This is a genomic window from Candidatus Accumulibacter similis (assembly GCA_013347225.1).
In the GTDB taxonomy this organism is placed as follows: domain Bacteria; phylum Pseudomonadota; class Gammaproteobacteria; order Burkholderiales; family Rhodocyclaceae; genus Accumulibacter; species Accumulibacter similis.
Genome location: CP054595.1, coordinates 3,164,563 through 3,181,917 on the forward strand (window position 1 = coordinate 3,164,563; position 17,355 = coordinate 3,181,917).

Here is a 17,355-nt window from a genome sequence, read left to right on the forward strand (position 1 = left end):
TTTCATGCCACAAATCGTTTCCTTTACGCTTCAATCGCTTGCATTGACTCGAACAGGCGCGGTGTAAGATTTTTCGACAGCGTGTTCTGACCACAGGGGGAGCCGCATGCGAATCGGCCCATCGCGTCTCGCGCTGATCCCGGGAACCGCGAGTGCATGCCGCGGGGCGCTCAGTACTTGATCGAACAACCGTACGGCGTCGTCGCGGCGACCGACACCGGTTTGCCGGCGAGTACCTCGGCCATCGCCATGCGGATGTGGTTGCGTGCACCGGGAATGTCCGCCGGGTCGGCCGAGCGCCGGTCGTCGATGGCGCCGTTGTAGACCACCTTGCCGGCCGGATCGATCAGGTACAGATGCGGTGTCGTCTTCGCACCGTAGGCCTGTCCGGCGGAACCGCTCTCGTCGAGCGCCGCGCTCGCGGGCACCGCCTTCATCGCCACGTTCCAGTCGCGCATCCGCGCTGGCGAATGGTGATCCTTGTGCCGCGGGCTGGTCGAGTTGAGCTGCACCCAGACGATCCGGTTGTCGGCGGCGAACTTCTGGGTCGCCTGCATGTTGCCGGATCCGTAGTGCTTCTGGACGAACGGGCACTCGGGGTTGGTCCACTCGAGGACGACCCAGCGACCCTTGAGCGAATCGAGCGTCAGCGTCTTGCCGCCAAGCTCGACGACCGTGAAGCCGGGCGCCGTGTCGCCGGGAGCGACGGCGTGCGCGGCGAGCGCGAAGCCCAGTCCGAGAAGGGGGAGAAACGCGCGTGTTTTCATCGAGGTCTCCAGAGGGTCAGGGGTTGCACATGATATATCGTCGGCGCGGCCGCTCTGCACCTTGCCCGCCCGCGCCGTGCATCCGCATCCACCCGCCACGTCTTCCTCGCCAGTTCTCCGCGCATCTCAGGTGTCGCCGGCTGGTCGGCGATACGGTCGGAGGGCGTCGATCACCATTGTCGGTGAGAGGATCTCCGGCATCAGCGTGACCTCGCCCGACGGCGGGTACAGGGCATAGACGGGAACGCCACCTCGCTCCAGGCGGGCGAGTTCGGCGGTGATCGCCGGATCCTGACGGGTCCAGTCGGCGCGCAGCAGCACGGCATCGGCGCTGGCGAAGGCGGCGAGCACCTCGCTGCGCTCGAGGACGAGCCGCTTGTTGAGCTGACAGGTGACGCACCAGGCGGCGGTGAAATCGACGAACACCGGTCGCTGGCTGGCCCGCGCGGTCGCCAGGGCCGCTGGCGTCCACGGCTGCCAGGTGTCGCCCGTATGCGTCTGGCGGGCGCCCGGCGCAACGCCGTCGCCAACCGGCAATGCCGGCCACAAGGCGGCGGCCAGCGCCGCCAGCAGCGCCAGCGTCGCGACGCCGCGGCGCCGCCAGCCGGCAAGCCGCAGCGACCAGGCGAGCAAGCCGACGGCGAGCAGCCCGCAACCCAGGGTGAGCACGGCCGTCGTGCCGATCTGCTCGGCGAGCACCCAGCCGAGCCAGACGACGGTGGCGTAGAGCGGCAGCGCGAGAAACTCCTTCAGCCGCTCCATCCACGGCCCGGGTCGAGGCAGCCAGCGACGCAGCGCCGGATGGCGGACGAGCAGCGCGAAAGGCAGCGCCATGCCGATTCCGAGCGCGGCGAAGACGAGCAGCGTCTGCGCCGCCGGCAGCGTCAGTGCGGCGCCGAGCGCCGCGCCCATGAACGGCCCGGTACACGGCGAGGCGACGAGCACCGCCAGGCCGCCCGAGGCCAGGGCGTCGACCTTCGGATGGCGGCGGCGCCAGGTGCCCGGAACGTCTGCCGCGATGCTGCCGATCGGCAGCGCTCCGGACAGCGACAGGCCAAGAGCGAAGAACAGCATCGCCAGCAGGCCGATGACGACCGGCGACTGCAACTGGAACCCCCAACCCAGCGACGCACCGGCGGCACGCAGCGCGAGCAGCAGTGCGGCGAGCGCGAGGAACGAGCCAACGACTCCCGCGCTGTACAGCAGCGCATGCTGGCGCGCCGGAAACGGCTCGTCCTCGTGCTGCATCAGCGCCAGCAGCTTGATCGACAGCACCGGGAAGACGCACGGCATCAGGTTGAGCAGAGCGCCGCCGGCAAGCGCCAGCAGGACGACGACGAGAAACGGCAGCGACCCGTCCGCTGCCGAGGCCGTGCCAACCCCGGCGGGCGCCCGCCCGGCCGCCGAGGCCGGAGATGAGCGGGACGCCGCCGCCGTGGCCAGCGGCAGGTCGACGACGAACGACTGGCGGGGCCCGGTGCCTGCTCCCGCAGCCTGCACGACCAGCACGCCCGCAAGGCGACTCCAGGGCGCGACCGGCACGGCCGCCGCGCGCAGCTCGAGCACCTGCTCCTCCCCCTGCCGATGCAGTTTCTGTTCCGCTGCCGCGTCCATCAGGCCTTCGTCGAAGGGAAAGAAGCTCGCCGCGTCGATGACGACCGCCGACGGCGTCTCGAGGCGCAGGCTGGCGCCGCTGTCGTGTCGCGCCGCCGACAGCCGCCAGCCGGCGGGCGCTGCGACCGCCGGCCAGCGCGCCCGCGCTTCGGCGAAGGCGGCGACCCGCGCCGGGTCGGGGCGGGCGACGGCCGACACCGGCAGCGTGAGCGCGAGCGTCGCCGACTCGGGAATGCACACGTCCTCGCAGACCAGCCAGCGCACGCGCGCCAGCAACGGCAGCTCGCCGGCCGCGTAGGCTGCGGGAACGCTGATCGGTACGGCCAGCGTCACCTCACCCGTATGCCCGAAGTTGGTCAGCGGACCGACGGGCAGACGCTCGGGGGTCGGCCAGCGGATGTCGCCGGCGCTGACACCGCGGGGCAGTTCCCAGGCAATGCTCGGCGGGTACCCGGAATCGCCGGGGTTTTGCCAATAGATGTGCCAGTTCGGCTGCAGGCGGAAACGCAGGCCCACCCATGTCGTCGCACCACGGGCCGCCGTCGCCTGTTCGGCGACGAGGACCACGCTGGCATGCGGCGTGCGCGCTTCGGCCGCCGGCGCCGTGGTCGCCCACGCGCCGCCAGCCGGCGGGACGAGACAGGCGAAGAGCAGCAAGAGAAGCAGGCGGAGGGTCATTTTCCTGTCTTGTTCGGTGCAGCGTTGCCGATCGACCATCGGGTCGTCGCCGTGGTTCCATCGGCGAGCGGGTCGGTCAGCAGGTTCCCGGTGCCGGGCGTTTGACGCGGGCACCTGCGTGCTCGCGTGCCGGCGAACCGGCGAGGCGCCGTCCGGGCCGTGGGCCGTGGTAGTCGTTCCAGAGCTGGCGGGCGAGGATGGCCGCATTCATGGCGCGGCAATCGGCGACAGGGCCTTGACCTTCTCCGCCACGATCCGGCACGCGGCGAGCAGGTCGGTCACGATGCGCTCGTCGATGTTGAGATCGCCTTCGTACTCGCCCAGGTTGCGCAGTTCGTGGCACTTGGAGAGCACGCGCCAGACCTCCGGGCCCAGCTCCAGCGCGTGTGGCAGCAACTGGAAGACGATGTAACGGTTGCTGGAGCGATAGCCGTGCCAGCGCAGCGCGGCCGACCACAACGCATGCGCCGCGTTGTAGCCGAGGTCGAAGCGGCTCTCGAGCGATAGCGTGGGGATGCCCGCGTCCCTCAGCCGCGCCAGACCCGAGCGCTTGAGGCCGGCAAACTCGTTGGCGTCGGGCGGCTCCGCCTTCAGCGGCTTGCCGGGACCGCAGAGGCTTTCAACGGCCGAGGGCATCTTCGCCTCCGATCAGCCACAACTTGGGTTGCGCGAGCACACGCGTCACGAACGCATCCTTGCGCTCGACGCGCCTGGCCAGTTCCTGCGGCGTGTAGATCGTCGGGTTGACGGTGCGGCCGAGCCGGCTACCCACGGCCTCCAACTCCGCGTACAGGTCGGAGTAGGCAAGGTCGTCGCTGACCAACATCAGGTCGATGTCGCTGGACGCCGTGTCTTCGCGCCTGGCGATCGACCCGTACACGAAGGCTGCCCGGATGCGCGCGGCGATCGGCGCCAGCGCATCGCCCAGGGGCCCGGCCAGTCCCACCGTCTTCTTCACGATGCCGCACAACTCGGCGTAGATCGGCGCCTTGGAATTGGCCTGGTAGTGCTTCTGGTTGCCCACGGTGCGCACGGTCACGAGACCGCTCTGCGCCAGACGTGCCAACTCGCGCTGCACGGCACCGGAGCCGGCGCCCGCCAGGCCGATCAACTCGGTGGCGTAGAAGCTGCGCTCGGGCTGGCCGAACAGCCACGCCAGCACGCGCTGCTGCGTGCCGGAGAACAGTGCGTCGGCGAGGCTGGTCGAGCGCAGATTTCCCGGGGGCGTCGCCGCCTTCTTGCTCATACCCATAATGGGCATGATCATACCCGAATTGGGCATTCGCGTGCCGGTTCCCTGGCCAGCCGCGGCACGGGCGTCATGGGACCCTGAACGCCATGGCCAGAACGCCCTGCCGCAGCGCCTGCGCGCGCTTCAGGTTTGTATCGACCCCGGCTTCGACCGGCCCGCTGGCGAAGCCCGTTCAACCCCGGCGGGCGCCTGACCGGCCGACAAGGCCGGAGATGAGCGGGCCGTCACCGCGGCGGCCAGCGGCAGCTCGACGACGAACGACTGGCCAGGCCCGCCGCTGCCTGCTCCCGCAGCCTGCACGACCAGCACGCCCGCAAGGCGGGTCCAGGGCGCGACCGGCACGGCGGCCGCGCGCAGCTCGAGCACCTGCGCCTGGCCCTGCCGCTGCAGCGTCTGCTCCGCTGCCGCATCCATCAGTTCTTCGTCGAAGGGAAAGAAGCTCGCCGCGTCGATGACGACCGCCGACGGCGTCTCGAGGCGCAGGCTGACGCCGCTGTTGTGTCGCGCCGCCGACAGCCGCCAGCCGGCGGGCGCTGCGACCGCCGGCCAGCGCGCCCGCGCTTCGGCGAAGAGGCGGCGACCCGCGCCGGGTCGGGGCGGGGGACGGCCGACACCGGCAGCGGGAGCGCGAGCGTCGCCGATTCGAGAATGCACACTTCCTCGCAGACCAGCCAGCGCGCGCGCCAGCAGCCGCAGTTCGCCGGCCGCGAAGGCCGCGGGAACGCTGATCGGTACCGCCAGCGTCACCTCGCCCGTATGGCCGAAGTTGGTCAGCGGACCGACGGGCAGACGCTTGGGGGTCGGCCAGCGGATGTCGCCGGCGCCAACACCACCGGGGAGTTCCCGGGCAATGCTCGGCGGGCATCCCGAATCGCCGGGGTCTTGCCAGTAGATGTGCCAGCGCGGCTGCAGGCGGAAGCGCAGGCCCACCCAAGTCGTCATGCCACGGGCCGCCGTCACCTGTTCGGCGACGAGGGCCACGCTGGCATGCGGCGTGCGCGCTTCGGGCACCGGCACCGGGGTCGCCCACGTGCCACCGGCCGCCGGGACGAGGCAGGCGAAGAGCGGCAAGAGAAGCAGGCGGATGTTCATTTTTCTGTGTTGTTCCCCGGCATCAGCACCGCTATCCTCGCATATCGGCCAGCAAGGTTCCCCCTCAGCGCACCCCGAGTATCCATCCCTCGCGCGAAGCTAGCTTCATTTCGGCGGAAGTGAGCGGTGGACTGAAGTAGCCGGCTTCGAAGCCGATCATTGCTCCTCCGGGCGAGCCCCGTTCAGGTCGGCGGCGATCAGCCGGAACTGCTCCAGCGCAGCCTCCAGATCGTCCACGATCTCCTGCGCGATGACCTCCGGCGGCGGCAGGTTGTCGCTGTCGGCGAGGCTCTCGTCCTTGAGCCAGAAGATGTCGAGGCTCACCTTGTCGCGCGCCACCAGCTCGTCGTGCTCGTACACGCGCCAGCGCCCGGCCGGGTTCTCGGCACTCCACGTCGCCTGGCGCCGGTGCCGGTTGGCCGGGTTGTAGAGCGCCACGAACTCGTCGAGATCCGCCCGCTTCAGCGGGTTGGTCTTCAGCGTGAAGTGCTTGTTGGTGCGCAGGTCGTAGATCCAGAGCTTTCGGGTCCACGGCGTCTCGCTGGCCGGCTTCTTGTCGAAGAAGATCACGTTGGCCTTCACGCCCTGCGCGTAGAACAGGCCCGTGGGCAGGCGCAGCAGGGTGTGCACATCGCACTCGTGCATCAGCTTGCGGCGGATGGTCTCGCCGGCGCCGCCTTCGAACAGCACGTTGTCGGGCACCACCACGGCGGCGCGGCCGTGGGGCTTGAGCAGCGTCTTGATGTGCTGCACGAAGTTGAGCTGCTTGTTGCTGGTGGTGGCCCAGAAGTCATCGCGCTCGACGATGTCCTTCTCGGTGGAGGTCCTGCCGTCCTCGCCGACGATCATCGTGCTGGACTTCTTGCCGAAGGGTGGGTTGGCCAGCACCACGTCGAAGCGCTCGCCGGGGTCGGCCGCCAGCGCGTCGGCCACCCTGACGGGGACACTCTTCTCCGAGCCGATGCCGTGCAGCATCAGGTTCATCGCACACACGCGCGCGGTCGCCTGCACCAGCTCCCAGCCGCGGAAGGCGCCTTCCTTGAGATGGCGCTTCTCGTCGCGGGTGAGGTTGGGGTAATGGTGCGCGAGGTACTGGTGCGCGGTGAACAGAAAGCCGCCGGTGCCGCAGGCCGGGTCGCAGATCAGCTCGCCGGGCCTGGGCGCGATGCAGTCCACCATCGCCTGGATCAGCGCGCGCGGCGTGAAGTACTGGCCGGCGCCGGACTTGGTGTCCTGCGCGTTCTTCTCCAGCAGGCCCTCGTAGGCGTCGCCCTTCACGTCGGCCCCCATCGCCGACCAGTCCTCGGCGTCGATCAGGTCGACGATCACCCGCCGCAGCTTGGCCGGATCCTGGAACTTGTTCTGCGCCTTGCCGAAGATCAGTGCCAGCGTCCCCGGCTGCCTGCTTAGCTCTTCCAGCGTGTGGCGGTAGTGGTCGAACAACGCATCGCCGTCGCGGGCCAGCAGCGCGGGCCAGGCGTAGGGCGTGGGGATGGGGCTGGGCTGGTGGTACGGCGAACGGCTACGCTCGTCTGCCATCTTGAGGAACAGCAGGTAGGTGAGCTGCTCGACGTAGTCGCCATAGCTCATCCCGTCGTCGCGCAGGACGTTGCAGTAGTTCCACAGTTTCTGAACCAGAGTCGCGGAGTTCATTTGTCGTCGCGGCGCAGGGTGAGCCGGGATTGCTCGCGAGCACCTGCTTGCTCGCGTGCCGTCGCACCGGCGATGCTCTGTCCGAGCCGTGGGCCGTTGCAGTGGTTCCAGAGCTTCTGGACGAGGGTGGAAGTGTTCATTCGTCTTCGGTGCGCTGGTTCTCGAGGTGCGCCCGTGATACCGCTGCGGCTTCCCGCAGCTTGCGTTGCAGCACCTCCTTGGGCGGCAGCACGGTCAGGTATTCGGCAACGTGGATGCCGGTCTTGTCGAGTTCCAGAAGCTCGATGCGTCCGCGGTCCTTCCCGGTGCACAGGATGATGCCGATGGGAGGCTCCTCGCCCGCCTTGCGTTCGTACTTGTCCAGCCAGCGCAGGTACAGCTCCATCTGTCCCTTGTGTTCGGGGCGAAAGCGATCGAGCTTCAGTTCCACCACCACCAACCGCCTAAGGTCGCGCTGGTAGAACAGCAGGTCGAGGTAGAAGTCCTCGTCGTCGACCGTGATGCGCTTCTGCCGAGCCAGAAACGCGAAGCCGCTGCCCAGCTCCAGGATGAAGCGCTCCATCTCACGCAGGATGGCGGCCTCGAGATCCTTCTCCTGGTAGGTGTCCTTCAGGCCGAGGAAGTCGAGCAGGTAGGGATCGCGCAGCACCAGATCGGTGGAGACACGGTCTTCGTCGCGCAGCGCGGCCAGCTCCATGCGCGCCAGATCGGCTGGCTTGCGCGACAGCGCCGTGCGCTCGTAGAGCATGCCGCCGATCTTGTCGCGCAGCGTGCGCACGCTCCAGCGCTGGGCGCGGCACATCTCGGCGTAGAACTCGCGTTGCAGCGGCTCCTTCAGCGGCAGCAGCGCGAGGAAGTGCGACCAGCTCAATTCTCGTATCAGCGATACGACCATCTTCTCGTCTGGGAAGACCTGCGCAAACTGGATCATCCGGCGCAGGTTCTTCTCGCCAAAGCTGCTGCCATACTCAGTCTCCAATTGTCGCGACAGCGATACGACAATGTGCTCGCCGTAGGCGGCGCGGTCTCCGGTCAGCACATCGGCATGAATACGGCGGCCGATGCGCCAGTAGAGCAGCGTCAGCGTCGCATTGGCCGTTGCGGCCACATGCGATCGCGCATCGGCGACGAGGCGGCGGATATCGGCGATCAGCGCATTGCCGACCGAGTCAGCCTTGGCGGACTTGCTGCTAGTAGCCTTCCGAGTCACCATCCGATCAGGCTCCCGAAATACGAGGCACCGGCCCCAGGCGGCCCCACGCGCCGCAGCTTGGCCGGGTCCTGGAGCTTGTTCTGCGCCTTGCCGAAGATCAGCGCCAGCGTGCCCGGCTGCCTGCCCAGCTCTTCCAGCGTGTGGCGGTCGTGGTCAAACAGCGCATCGCCGTCCCTGGCGAGCAGCGCGGGCCAGGAGTAAGCCGCGGGGATGGGGCTCGGCTGGTGGTACGGCGGGCTGCTGCGCTCGTCCGCCATCTTCAGGAACAGCAGGTAGGTGAGCTGCTCGACGTAGTCGCCGTAGCTCATGCCGTCGTCGCGCAGGACGTTGCAGTAGTTCCAGAGTTTCTGGACGAGCAAAGTGCTGCTCATCTGGCGATCGTCATCTCGGCCTCGACCGATTCCTCATCGCCCTGGACGTCCTCGCCTTCTTCGGCCACCTCGCCGGCATACGCGGGCTTGCCAGTCGCCTGCTCGATCAGGCGCAGCAGCTGCTTCTGCCGATCGGCCATGAAGGCATCGAAGCGATTGCGTCGCACGGTAGCCGGGTCTATGAGATGTGAGCGCAGAAAACCGTCCAGCCTCGTGGGGTCGATGGCCGGCGTCGCGCTGTCGCCCTTTTCCAGCTTCGCCAGGTACTGGGACGGCGCCACACCACCAATGATCCGGTTCGTGCGGAACGACAGCGGCGTCTTGTTGATGATCGAGTCGTACACCGCCGGCTTGATGCCTTCCTTCTTGCACCAGTCCTGCGGAAAGATGTGGTGAATGTCGACGTTTTCGCCGAAAAACACCGTGTGGTCGAACTTCTGGCCGGATCGGAAGTCCTGCGCCCCTTCCTTCATCAACAGCGCGTTGATGCCCTTATAGGCGGCTGAGAGGCGCATGCGCATCGTCTTCAGCCGGTCGGCGCGGAAGATGGTCTCGCTCACGGTCGAGGGCTCGGGGCCGCCCTTCAACCACGCAGGCACTTCCATGAAGTCGCGCGCGATGCGCGACTCCACCGCTGCGCCGTAAAGCTCGCCGAACACGCCGTTCCAGTACCAGCGCACGAGCTTGGCCCGGTACGCATCGTGTTCCCAGGCATCGCCGATGTCGGCAATGACAATCGCTAGCGGCACGATCTGCGACTGGTAGGGCACGTCGAAGATGCGGTAGATGTGCAACATGTGCAGGAACTTCGCCGCCTGCACGAAGCCGTGCTCCACCTGCTTCTCGTACTGCTTGTAGGCCGCCAGCGGCAGGTTCAGCAGCGCCTGCCGGTTACCGGTGACGGCCGGCAGCTCCTTGCCCTGCTTGCCCGCCTGCTCTGCCTCGCGCCGCCGTTCGCGCGTATGGAAGAGCGAGATAGCCTGCAGGAAATCCGTGTTGCCGACGCCGGCGATGATGCCGGCCTCGGAGTCCGCGGGCCGCATCGTGTCCACGAATCGGCGGTGCCGCCCTTTGGCGGTTTCGTCGCCGTACCAGTCCTTGCGCAGTTCGTGCCCGTCGGCCGCGTACATGGCCGTCACCAACTCGAACGCGTCGAGCGGCTTGCCGCCGGTGTTGACCTTCTCGAACACCACGCACACCGCCTCCTTGGACGTCGAGCGGTCGAGCGAGATCAACGGCACGCGGTAGTACTTGAAGTTCTCCAGCACCTGACGCTTGAAGCTGCGGAAGGTCTCGCGCACTGCCTCGTTCTCGTCGCCGCGCCAGTACTTGTCGAAACCGTCCTGCCAGCGGTCCCAGTCGAACACCTGTGACACCGGGTACATCAGCTCGGCGTACTCCTTCTCGGGCGACGAGAGGTCGGTCACCACCTCGCGGCCGAAGTCCGTGCGGATCACACGGTCCTCGGGCACGCCGACGATGCACTCCTCGCGGTCGACCGCGGCGTCCAGCGCCTTGCGGATGTCGATGTAGAACCAGCGCCTGACTTTCTTGTTCTTGGGCGTGACCGTCTCGACCACCTTGCCCCGCAGCGTGACCTGGTAGAGCGAGGTCATGCGCTGCTGGCCGTCCAGCAGCAGCGACTGCGGCGTGGCCTGCCGCGCCTCTGGCGGCGCCCCTTCGACCGGCCGGGGCTTGAAGTTCACCTGGCCGCCGCTGTCCAGCGTCATCAGCGCGCCCACCGGGAACGCACGCGACACCGAGGCGATCAGGCTCTTGATGCGGTCTTCGTCCCACACCCAGCTGCGCTGGAAGTCGGGCAACTGCAGCGCGCCGCGGTGGCAGTCCTCCAGCAGCTTGTGCAGGTCGTAGGGGTTGGTCTGGAACGTGGTGCCGGCCATCTGGTGCTTCCTCTGGTAATTCTAGGCGGCGCCCGCAGTCGCCATCGCTCGTGGGCCTGTTGTTCCACTGCCATCCGGCGGCGCACCCGAAAACGCGCGCGTCAGCACCGCCTGCCGCAGCGCCTGCGCGCGCTTGAGGTTCGCGTCGACCTCGGCCTCGACCTCGCGGACGATGGAGAGGCGGCGGTCGACTTCGGCAACGATGCGTGCCTGTTCACCGAGTGGCGGAAGAGGCAAGACAAGCTTGCGGCAGGTTGAGACCTGGACATTGAACTGGCCTGCCGTTGCTTTGGAAGTTCTCTCGATCCGGCGCTGGACAGGCGGGGCCATCAGCCAGTACGCGAGCAGGTGGTTCAGGATGCGTGGGCCGACTCGGAAGGTCACTATGGCCTGATTGATGTTCCATTCCGGGAAGGAATCGGGGACGAGCGACACCTTCCCGAGCGGCGGGCCGACGATGTTCATCAGCACATCGCCCGCCAGGCAACGTGAGCGGGCAAGTTGTCCGTCATGGATCGCTCGGCGGATGAACGTGGGCTTCAAGGTGAAGTCCAGCGACCCGTCGAAACCGAGGTTGTAGACCTTGATGAACGGAACCTCGCCGGCTCCGCTCGCCATCTCTTCTGGCTTCGGCGTGGAACCACTGGCAACGACTTCGCAAACCTCCGCGGTAGACGCCCACGACCAACCGGAGGGCAAGTCGATGGCCGGTGCGAACTCCGGTCGCTCCGTGTTGGCCGGGAGAACGGTGCGCTCGAGTAGTTCCCCGCCTATCGCAGCCGAAAGGATCGCGGCGGCTTGACGCTTGAGGTTGGCCTTGACCCGCTTGAGGTTGGCGACGGCTTCATCGAGGCGGGAGAACTGCTTTTCGAGTTCGGCGACGATCTCGTCCTGCTCGTGCAGCGACGGGAACGGTAGCGGAATGTCCTCGACCGTACGCGAGGAGAGATGCTTGACTGTCACCGACGATGTCGCGTCGTTGATCGCCTTCAAGTAGCCCGGGAGCGCGAAATCCAGGTAGCGCGGGTGGTACTGGTCGCCGTGCAGTGTGACCTTGCAGACCCGCTGATTCAGCAACCCTCGCGGACCACGCCAACGGGCGCAGTTGAAGTCACCGTCCATGCCAATTAACAGGTCACCTGGCTCGACGATGTATCGCTCGTCAAACTCACCAACGTAGTTCGTATCGGTCACGTCGCTGCCGACGTCGCGAATGCGGATCAAGGGCACGCCGTCGCCTTTGGTGAATTGCGTGGACTTAAAGGCGCCGCCATTCAACACGGAAGCGATCTCGCGCAGGCGGATGCGCTTCCAGTGCGGGCGAACACCCAGCAGCGAGTTGCGGCTGCCGTGGACGATCTCGTCCACTGATACGGTCAGCGCCATGGGTACGTCACCAGCCCTCTGGGCTCGCTCGCATTCGGTTTGCCGTCGATCCCTGGCAAGCCGGAGCCCCTCGCCGGGTAGCTCATGCGGCGCACTCCCGATTCAACTCATCGATCACTCGCGGCAACTTCGCCCCGAAGAGCTGATGCACCCGCCCCAGCCCGCCACGCTGGTCGAACGGCGCATAGCCGAAATCCTCGGCCTCGATGCCGAGGTTGCCGGCGATGTGCTCGGCCATCTTCTCCAGCCACCAGCGCTGCTCGTCGGTGAAGGCTTTGCCCGCCGCTTGCTGTTGCGCCAGCCAGGCCCTGAAGTTGGCGGCCACCCGTTCCGGGTACGGCACCAGCTCGTTCTCCTGGTGCATGGCGTAGCGCACCAGTGAGACGAGGTCGGTCAGGATGCGGCGGCGGCTCGCGCCCCGCACTTTCCCCTCTCCCGTGCTCTGGTCCAGCGCGGCATAGGCCTGCCAGAGCTGGCTTTCGGTCCACAGGTGCGGCGGGGCCTGCAGCGTATCGGCCAGCGCCTGCAGGTCTTCGAACTTCAGCGGCGCCTTGGTGGGGCGCTTGTAGAGGATCTGCAGCGCGGTGATCTCGTCGCGATGAAGCTCAATGAAGGCTTCGAAGCTCTGCACGATGCCCTGCGCGCGCTCGCGCGCGGCCTCGGAGAAGCCGGCTTCGAGCACGCGGTCCTGGGTGACGGTGTCGATCACCAGCTCCTTCTGCTGCTTCAGCGTCAGGATCAGCGTGCGCAGCGCGGGGTTGGAGAGCGACTCGACGGCATGACGCAGCGCGGCCTCGGTCTCCTGCGGCGAGCGGTCCTCGCGCGGGTCCAGCGCCTGCACGATGCCGCGCGAGAGTTCCTTCAGGCCCAGCCCGCCGGCTTCGCTCACCACCCTGGCGCGCTCGGCGTCGCTGAGCTGCGCGTCCAGCCGCGCCAGGCGCACGGCCACGCTGGAGAGCACCTCGGGCTCCACGTTGCCCAGGCTCACGGCCTGCAGCAGCGCCGCCAGCGGCACGCTCTTCTTCTGGTCCATCGGCCGGCTGTCGGTCTTGTCGCGCTCGCACACGCCCACGCAGTCGACGATGACGAAGTGGTCCTTGTGCACGTGCTCGCCGGGGTTCACGCCGCGCAGGTCATCGTCCCTGATGACGCGTACGCCGCGGCCCTTCATCTGCTCGAAGAAGCTGCGGCTCTTCACGCTGCGCATGAAGACCACGATCTCCACCGGCTTGATGTCGGTACCGGTGGCGATCATGTCCACCGTGACGGCAATGCGCGGGTAGTAGCTGGTGCGGAAGGCCTTGATCAGGTTCTCGGGCGTGTCGCCGGTGGTGCGGTAGGTGATCTTCTGCGCGAACTCGTTGCCGCGGCCCCACTCCTCGCGCAGGATGCCGACGATGGCCTCGGCGTGGTTGTCGTCCCTGGCGAAGACCAGCGTCTTGGGCAGTTCCTGCCGCTGCGGAAAAAGGTCGGTCTGCCAGCGGTCGCGCAGCGTGCGGGCGATGGTGCGGATCTGGTCGGGCGTCTGCACGCTGCGGTCCAGCTCCTCGGGCGCGTACTCGAAGTCGTCGTCCAGCTGCCAGTCGCGCCGGGCGCGAGTGGGCTTGTCCAGCACCTGCAGCCAGTAGCCGGCCTCCACCTTGCTGCCGGCCTCGGTGACCTCGGTCCTGATGCGGTAGACGTCGTAGTTGACGTTCACGCCGTCGGCCACTGCCTGCGGGTGGCCGTACTCCATGACCAGGTTCTGGTTGAAGAAGCCGAAGGTCTGCTTGTTGGGCGTGGCGGTCAGGCCGATCAGCGAGGCGTCGAAGTACTCCAGCACCTGGCGCCACAGGTTGTAGATGGAGCGGTGCGCCTCGTCGGTGACGATGACGTCGAAGGTCTCGATCGGGAACGCGGGGTTGTAGTCGATGGGCTCCGGTTCCTTGAACAGGCTTTCCACGCGCTCGGTGGATTCCTCGTCGGCTTCTTCCGGGAGCTCGCGGCCCTTGAGCATCGAGAACATGCGCTGGATCGTGCTGATGCAGACACGGGCGGTCTTGTCGAGGTTGTTGCTGGTGAGGTGCTGGACGATGAACTCCTCGCCGAACTTGTAGTTGTTGACGGGCGAGACGTACTGGTCGAACTCCTTCTTGGTCTGCCGGCCAAGGTTGCCGCGGTCCACCAGGAACAGCACGCGCCGCGCGCCCGCGAACTTGATCAGCCGGTAGATGAAGCTGATGGCGGTGAAGGTCTTGCCGGAGCCTGTCGCCATCTGGATCAGCGCGCGCGGCTTGTTCTGCGCGAGGCTCTTCTCCAGGTTGCGGATGGCGGTGATCTGCGCCGGCCAGAGTTTGCAGTCGGACCACTCGGTGACGAGTTCGGGCATGGCGCGGACGCGGGCGCGGAAGGTGCCGAGGTCGTAGCCCGCCGGGGCTTCGGCAACACCGCTGGGGGTGCCGCCTTCCGCCGGGGCAGCGTCGAGGAACTCGGCCAGCGTCTCGGGTCGGTGGAACGCGAACACGCCACGGGCGCGCGGCTCCGGGTCGAGGCCGTTGGTGAAGTGCGTTTCCAGCCCGGTCGATTCGTAGAGGAAAGGCATTGGCCGCCGCCATGCTGGCAGCGCCGCGGGCAGACCCTGTGCGTAGCGTGCCGATTGGGCCTCGACGCCGCTGAGCGTCGCGCACTGCTTCTTGGCTTCAATCACGCCGCCGGCCCTGCCGTCGAGGTACAGCAGGTAGTCGGCGAAGCCGTGGCCGGATGCCAGCGGGAACTCGCGGATCGCCACCCCGCGCGCCGCGCGAATGTCGGCGGCGGAAGCGTCGCAGACCTGCCAACCGGCGGCGACGAGCAGCGCGTCGATCCGGCGCCGTGCATCCTGTTCTGCCTGCCCCACGCCCCCCCCAGCCAGAAGCGAATCCATGACGCCGGTGATCGTAACACACCGGCCCGCCGCGCTGACGGCCGGCAGTGCCGGCCGCGGGGGACGGTTGCGGTTTCCCGCGGATTTGGCCGACACCTGCGCCGTCTCTCGCGCCGCCCGCGGCGGCGACGGCGCCTAGCGTCGTGTCGCGATGCTGGCCAGGTAGCTTCCCGAGCTTCGCCTTCAGGCTGGGCCGGATCTGCCCCTCGCCGTGCAACGCGGTCGAAGGGAATTTCCCGACGTCGCCAGCGCACGCGCTCATCACGCGGAAGCACCCAACAGCGCGTTTCCGGCTTCGGGCCGCCAACGCCGGCCCGGCAAGCCAGGAAGACAGGGCCAGGACCTTTCCCGGTAAGCGCTTGCCGAAAATCAGGCGCTGGCTGGCTGCACGGCGCTCAGTCCGCCTTGACCGGCGCCGGCGGGTTCCCCGTCCCTTCACCCGCGGGCAGGATCGGCGCCTCGGTCTTCGGCCAGTACGGGCGCATCACGAGATGGATCGGGCCGTCCGGCGCCGCCAGCCAGTTGGCTACACTGAATTTCATGTACCGTCCCTATGCATCAGCAGCATGCCGCGGTCTGGGCGCCTGCGCCAAAGGGCAGGTTGCCGCCGCACCCTTCGAACAGGCCGAAGTGGCGGTCAAAGTTGCCGATGAAGTCGAAATGCGGCGCGAACCGGGTCTCGTTCAGCATGCGCCAGGTGTTGCCGCAGACGGGGAACACCCTTCCCGTGCCGATGTCGTGATGCTTGTCCAGAACAAAGCGGTGCGGATGCGCGTCGATCGTGCCGCGATAGACCACCGCCTGACCGTAGTCCTCGCAGGCGCTTTCCAGCCCTTCGAGTCTGAACAGCCGATAGGTCGCCGAGAAGAATCGCACCCCCTGCGTGCGCGACAGGAGTTCCGGATCGGTGACCGCGAGCGGCCGATCCTCGACCAGCCGGGGATCATTGAAACCCCTCGCGTGGGCAAGGCGCAGGAAATCGTTCCAGTAAAGCGCGCCGCCCAGGCATTCGCCGTACAGCACCGGGTCGTTCCGGACGGATTCGGGCACGCGCCGGTCGGCATAGACGTCGGAAAAGTAGAACTCGCCGCCCGCTTTGAGCAGACGACGGACGCCACGCAGCACAGCCGCCTTGTCGGGCGACAGGTTGACGACACAATTGGAGACGATGACGTCGAAGCTGTCCGGTTCCAGATCGAGTTCGTCGAGGCGCTCGATGTAGCCGTGCAGAAAACGCACATTGGCAAAACCGAAGCGCTCGGCATGCCAGGCGCGATGCTGCTCGGCGACGGCAAGCTGTTCCTCGGTCATGTCCACACCGACCACCTCGCCCCGAGCTCCGACGAGCTGCGCCAGCGTATAGACATCGCGCCCGGAGCCGCAGCCGAGATCGAGCACGCGGCAGCTTTCAAGCAGCGGCGGACTGACCAGGCCGCAGCCGTAATAGCGCTGCAGCACCTCCGGCTGAATGTTTGCCAGCAATGGCCTGAGCCACGCCGGCACGCTGGAAGCATCGCAGCAGGCAGAGGTCTTCAGGTCGGCAGAGCCTGACAGTTGCTTGCCGTAATAGTCCTTCACGAGTTCGTGCAACATCCTCTCCTGTGAGTGTGCCTGCAGCGCGGGGACCGGGCGCGCGCTGAAGTTTAATGTACTGCCACCGAATCAGCACCGAATCTGAAGAAGGCGCGTGGTCCCTGCCGTGATGCCCGGGCTCATCGAAGTCTCTGGCGATGACGTGCCACGCGACGCCGACGCGAATCGCATCATCCAGACCGCAGGGTCACAGCGGTCTCGCGATTTGCCCCTGCTCAACGAGCGCCTCTACCATGAGTTCGTCAAGAAAGGTGGCAACAGCACCCCTTGCAGCAGCTCTTGGCCCTGGCTCGCAAAGGCCCGAGCGTGGTGCCGCGTCACCCGCCGGAAGGAGCGCCTCGCTGCCCGTGCGCAAGCCGATCAACGCCCCTTCTCATAGGTGCCGACCAACTGTGCTTCTGCCAGAACATGCCCCTGCATCGCCTGCTCCAGGCTCTTCCTGTTCGGTCTCTGCAAGTCGGGCAGTACGACGTCCAGCGCGTACAGCTTATGGAAGTAGCGGTGCCGTCCGATCGGCGGACAGGGGCCACCGTAGCCGGCGCGCTGCCAGTCGTTCAGCCCGTCCAGAGTCCCGGCAGGGAGCGATTCCACGGCTTCCGGCAAGCCGGAGGTGCTTGCCGGCAGGTTGTACAGCAGCCAGTGGACCCAGGTCCTGCGCGGCGCAGCCGGATCCGGCGCATCCGGATCGTCGACGATCAGGACGAGGCTCTTCGTTCCCCCCGGTACGCCGTTCCAGGCCAGCGGCGGGGAAACGTTCCTGCCCTCGCAGGTATGGAGTTTCGGAATCGATCCGTTGTGTGCAAATGCACTCGAGGTGATGCTCATGTCCATGATGTGATCTCCAGATTCAGTGGTCGCCGAAAAAGGTAGCGGGGAAGAGCGGATGCGACCGATGCACTGCTCGCCGGCAGTTTCCGGCCATCCGGTTCATGG

Annotated in this window: 15 protein-coding genes; all 15 read right to left on the bottom strand. The window is 67.2% G+C overall.

Annotation, left to right across the window (positions count from 1 at the left end; all coding sequences use genetic code 11):
* Positions 1–170: 170 nt before the first annotated feature.
* Positions 171–767 (bottom strand): redoxin domain-containing protein, encoded by a 597-nt coding sequence (locus HT579_13895; GenBank protein QKS29910.1) that lies wholly within the window; start codon positions 765–767, stop codon positions 171–173.
* Between the two features lie 126 nt (positions 768–893).
* Positions 894–3,059: a thioredoxin family protein gene (locus HT579_13900; protein ID QKS29911.1), complete on the bottom strand. Its 2,166-nt coding sequence runs from the start codon at positions 3,057–3,059 to the stop codon at positions 894–896.
* A gap of 207 nt (positions 3,060–3,266) precedes the next feature.
* Positions 3,267–3,695 carry a hypothetical protein gene (locus tag HT579_13905; GenBank protein QKS29912.1) on the bottom strand — a complete coding sequence of 143 codons (429 nt, stop codon included), beginning with the start codon at positions 3,693–3,695 and terminating at the stop codon, positions 3,267–3,269.
* Positions 3,679–4,341, bottom strand: coding sequence for a transcriptional regulator (locus HT579_13910; GenBank protein QKS29913.1), 663 nt, complete (start codon positions 4,339–4,341; stop codon positions 3,679–3,681). The genes HT579_13905 and HT579_13910 overlap by 17 nt, the downstream gene beginning before the upstream one ends.
* A 93-nt stretch (positions 4,342–4,434) precedes the next feature.
* Entirely contained in the window at positions 4,435–5,403 is a 969-nt protein-coding gene (locus tag HT579_13915; GenBank protein QKS29914.1) for a hypothetical protein, read from the bottom strand.
* A gap of 156 nt (positions 5,404–5,559) precedes the next feature.
* A complete protein-coding gene (locus HT579_13920) occupies positions 5,560–7,056 on the bottom strand; it encodes an SAM-dependent DNA methyltransferase (protein QKS29915.1) in 1,497 nt (498 codons plus the stop codon).
* On the bottom strand, positions 7,053–7,196 hold the full coding sequence (locus HT579_13925) for a hypothetical protein (protein QKS29916.1): 144 nt from the start codon (positions 7,194–7,196) through the stop codon (positions 7,053–7,055). Before HT579_13925 ends, HT579_13920 begins: the two co-directional genes overlap by 4 nt.
* Positions 7,193–8,269 carry a DUF1016 domain-containing protein gene (locus HT579_13930; GenBank protein QKS29917.1) on the bottom strand — a complete coding sequence of 359 codons (1,077 nt, stop codon included), beginning with the start codon at positions 8,267–8,269 and terminating at the stop codon, positions 7,193–7,195. Before HT579_13930 ends, HT579_13925 begins: the two co-directional genes overlap by 4 nt.
* A complete protein-coding gene (locus HT579_13935) occupies positions 8,263–8,640 on the bottom strand; it encodes a type I restriction-modification system subunit M N-terminal domain-containing protein (GenBank protein QKS29918.1) in 378 nt (125 codons plus the stop codon). Before HT579_13935 ends, HT579_13930 begins: the two co-directional genes overlap by 7 nt.
* A complete protein-coding gene (locus HT579_13940) occupies positions 8,637–10,541 on the bottom strand; it encodes a DUF262 domain-containing protein (protein ID QKS29919.1) in 1,905 nt (634 codons plus the stop codon). Before HT579_13940 ends, HT579_13935 begins: the two co-directional genes overlap by 4 nt.
* 21 nt (positions 10,542–10,562) lie before the next feature.
* Entirely contained in the window at positions 10,563–11,927 is a 1,365-nt protein-coding gene (locus HT579_13945; GenBank protein QKS29920.1) for a restriction endonuclease subunit S, read from the bottom strand.
* A gap of 82 nt (positions 11,928–12,009) precedes the next feature.
* Entirely contained in the window at positions 12,010–14,829 is a 2,820-nt protein-coding gene (locus tag HT579_13950) for a DEAD/DEAH box helicase family protein (protein ID QKS29921.1), read from the bottom strand.
* A 395-nt stretch (positions 14,830–15,224) separates the two neighbouring features.
* On the bottom strand, positions 15,225–15,371 hold the full coding sequence (locus HT579_13955; GenBank protein QKS27484.1) for a hypothetical protein: 147 nt from the start codon (positions 15,369–15,371) through the stop codon (positions 15,225–15,227).
* Positions 15,372–15,387: 16 nt separating this feature from the next.
* Positions 15,388–16,419, bottom strand: coding sequence for a methyltransferase domain-containing protein (locus HT579_13960; GenBank protein ID QKS31647.1), 1,032 nt, complete (start codon positions 16,417–16,419; stop codon positions 15,388–15,390).
* Positions 16,420–16,782: 363 nt separating this feature from the next.
* A complete protein-coding gene (locus HT579_13965) occupies positions 16,783–17,253 on the bottom strand; it encodes a YbhB/YbcL family Raf kinase inhibitor-like protein (GenBank protein ID QKS29922.1) in 471 nt (156 codons plus the stop codon).
* Positions 17,254–17,355: the final 102 nt, after the last annotated feature.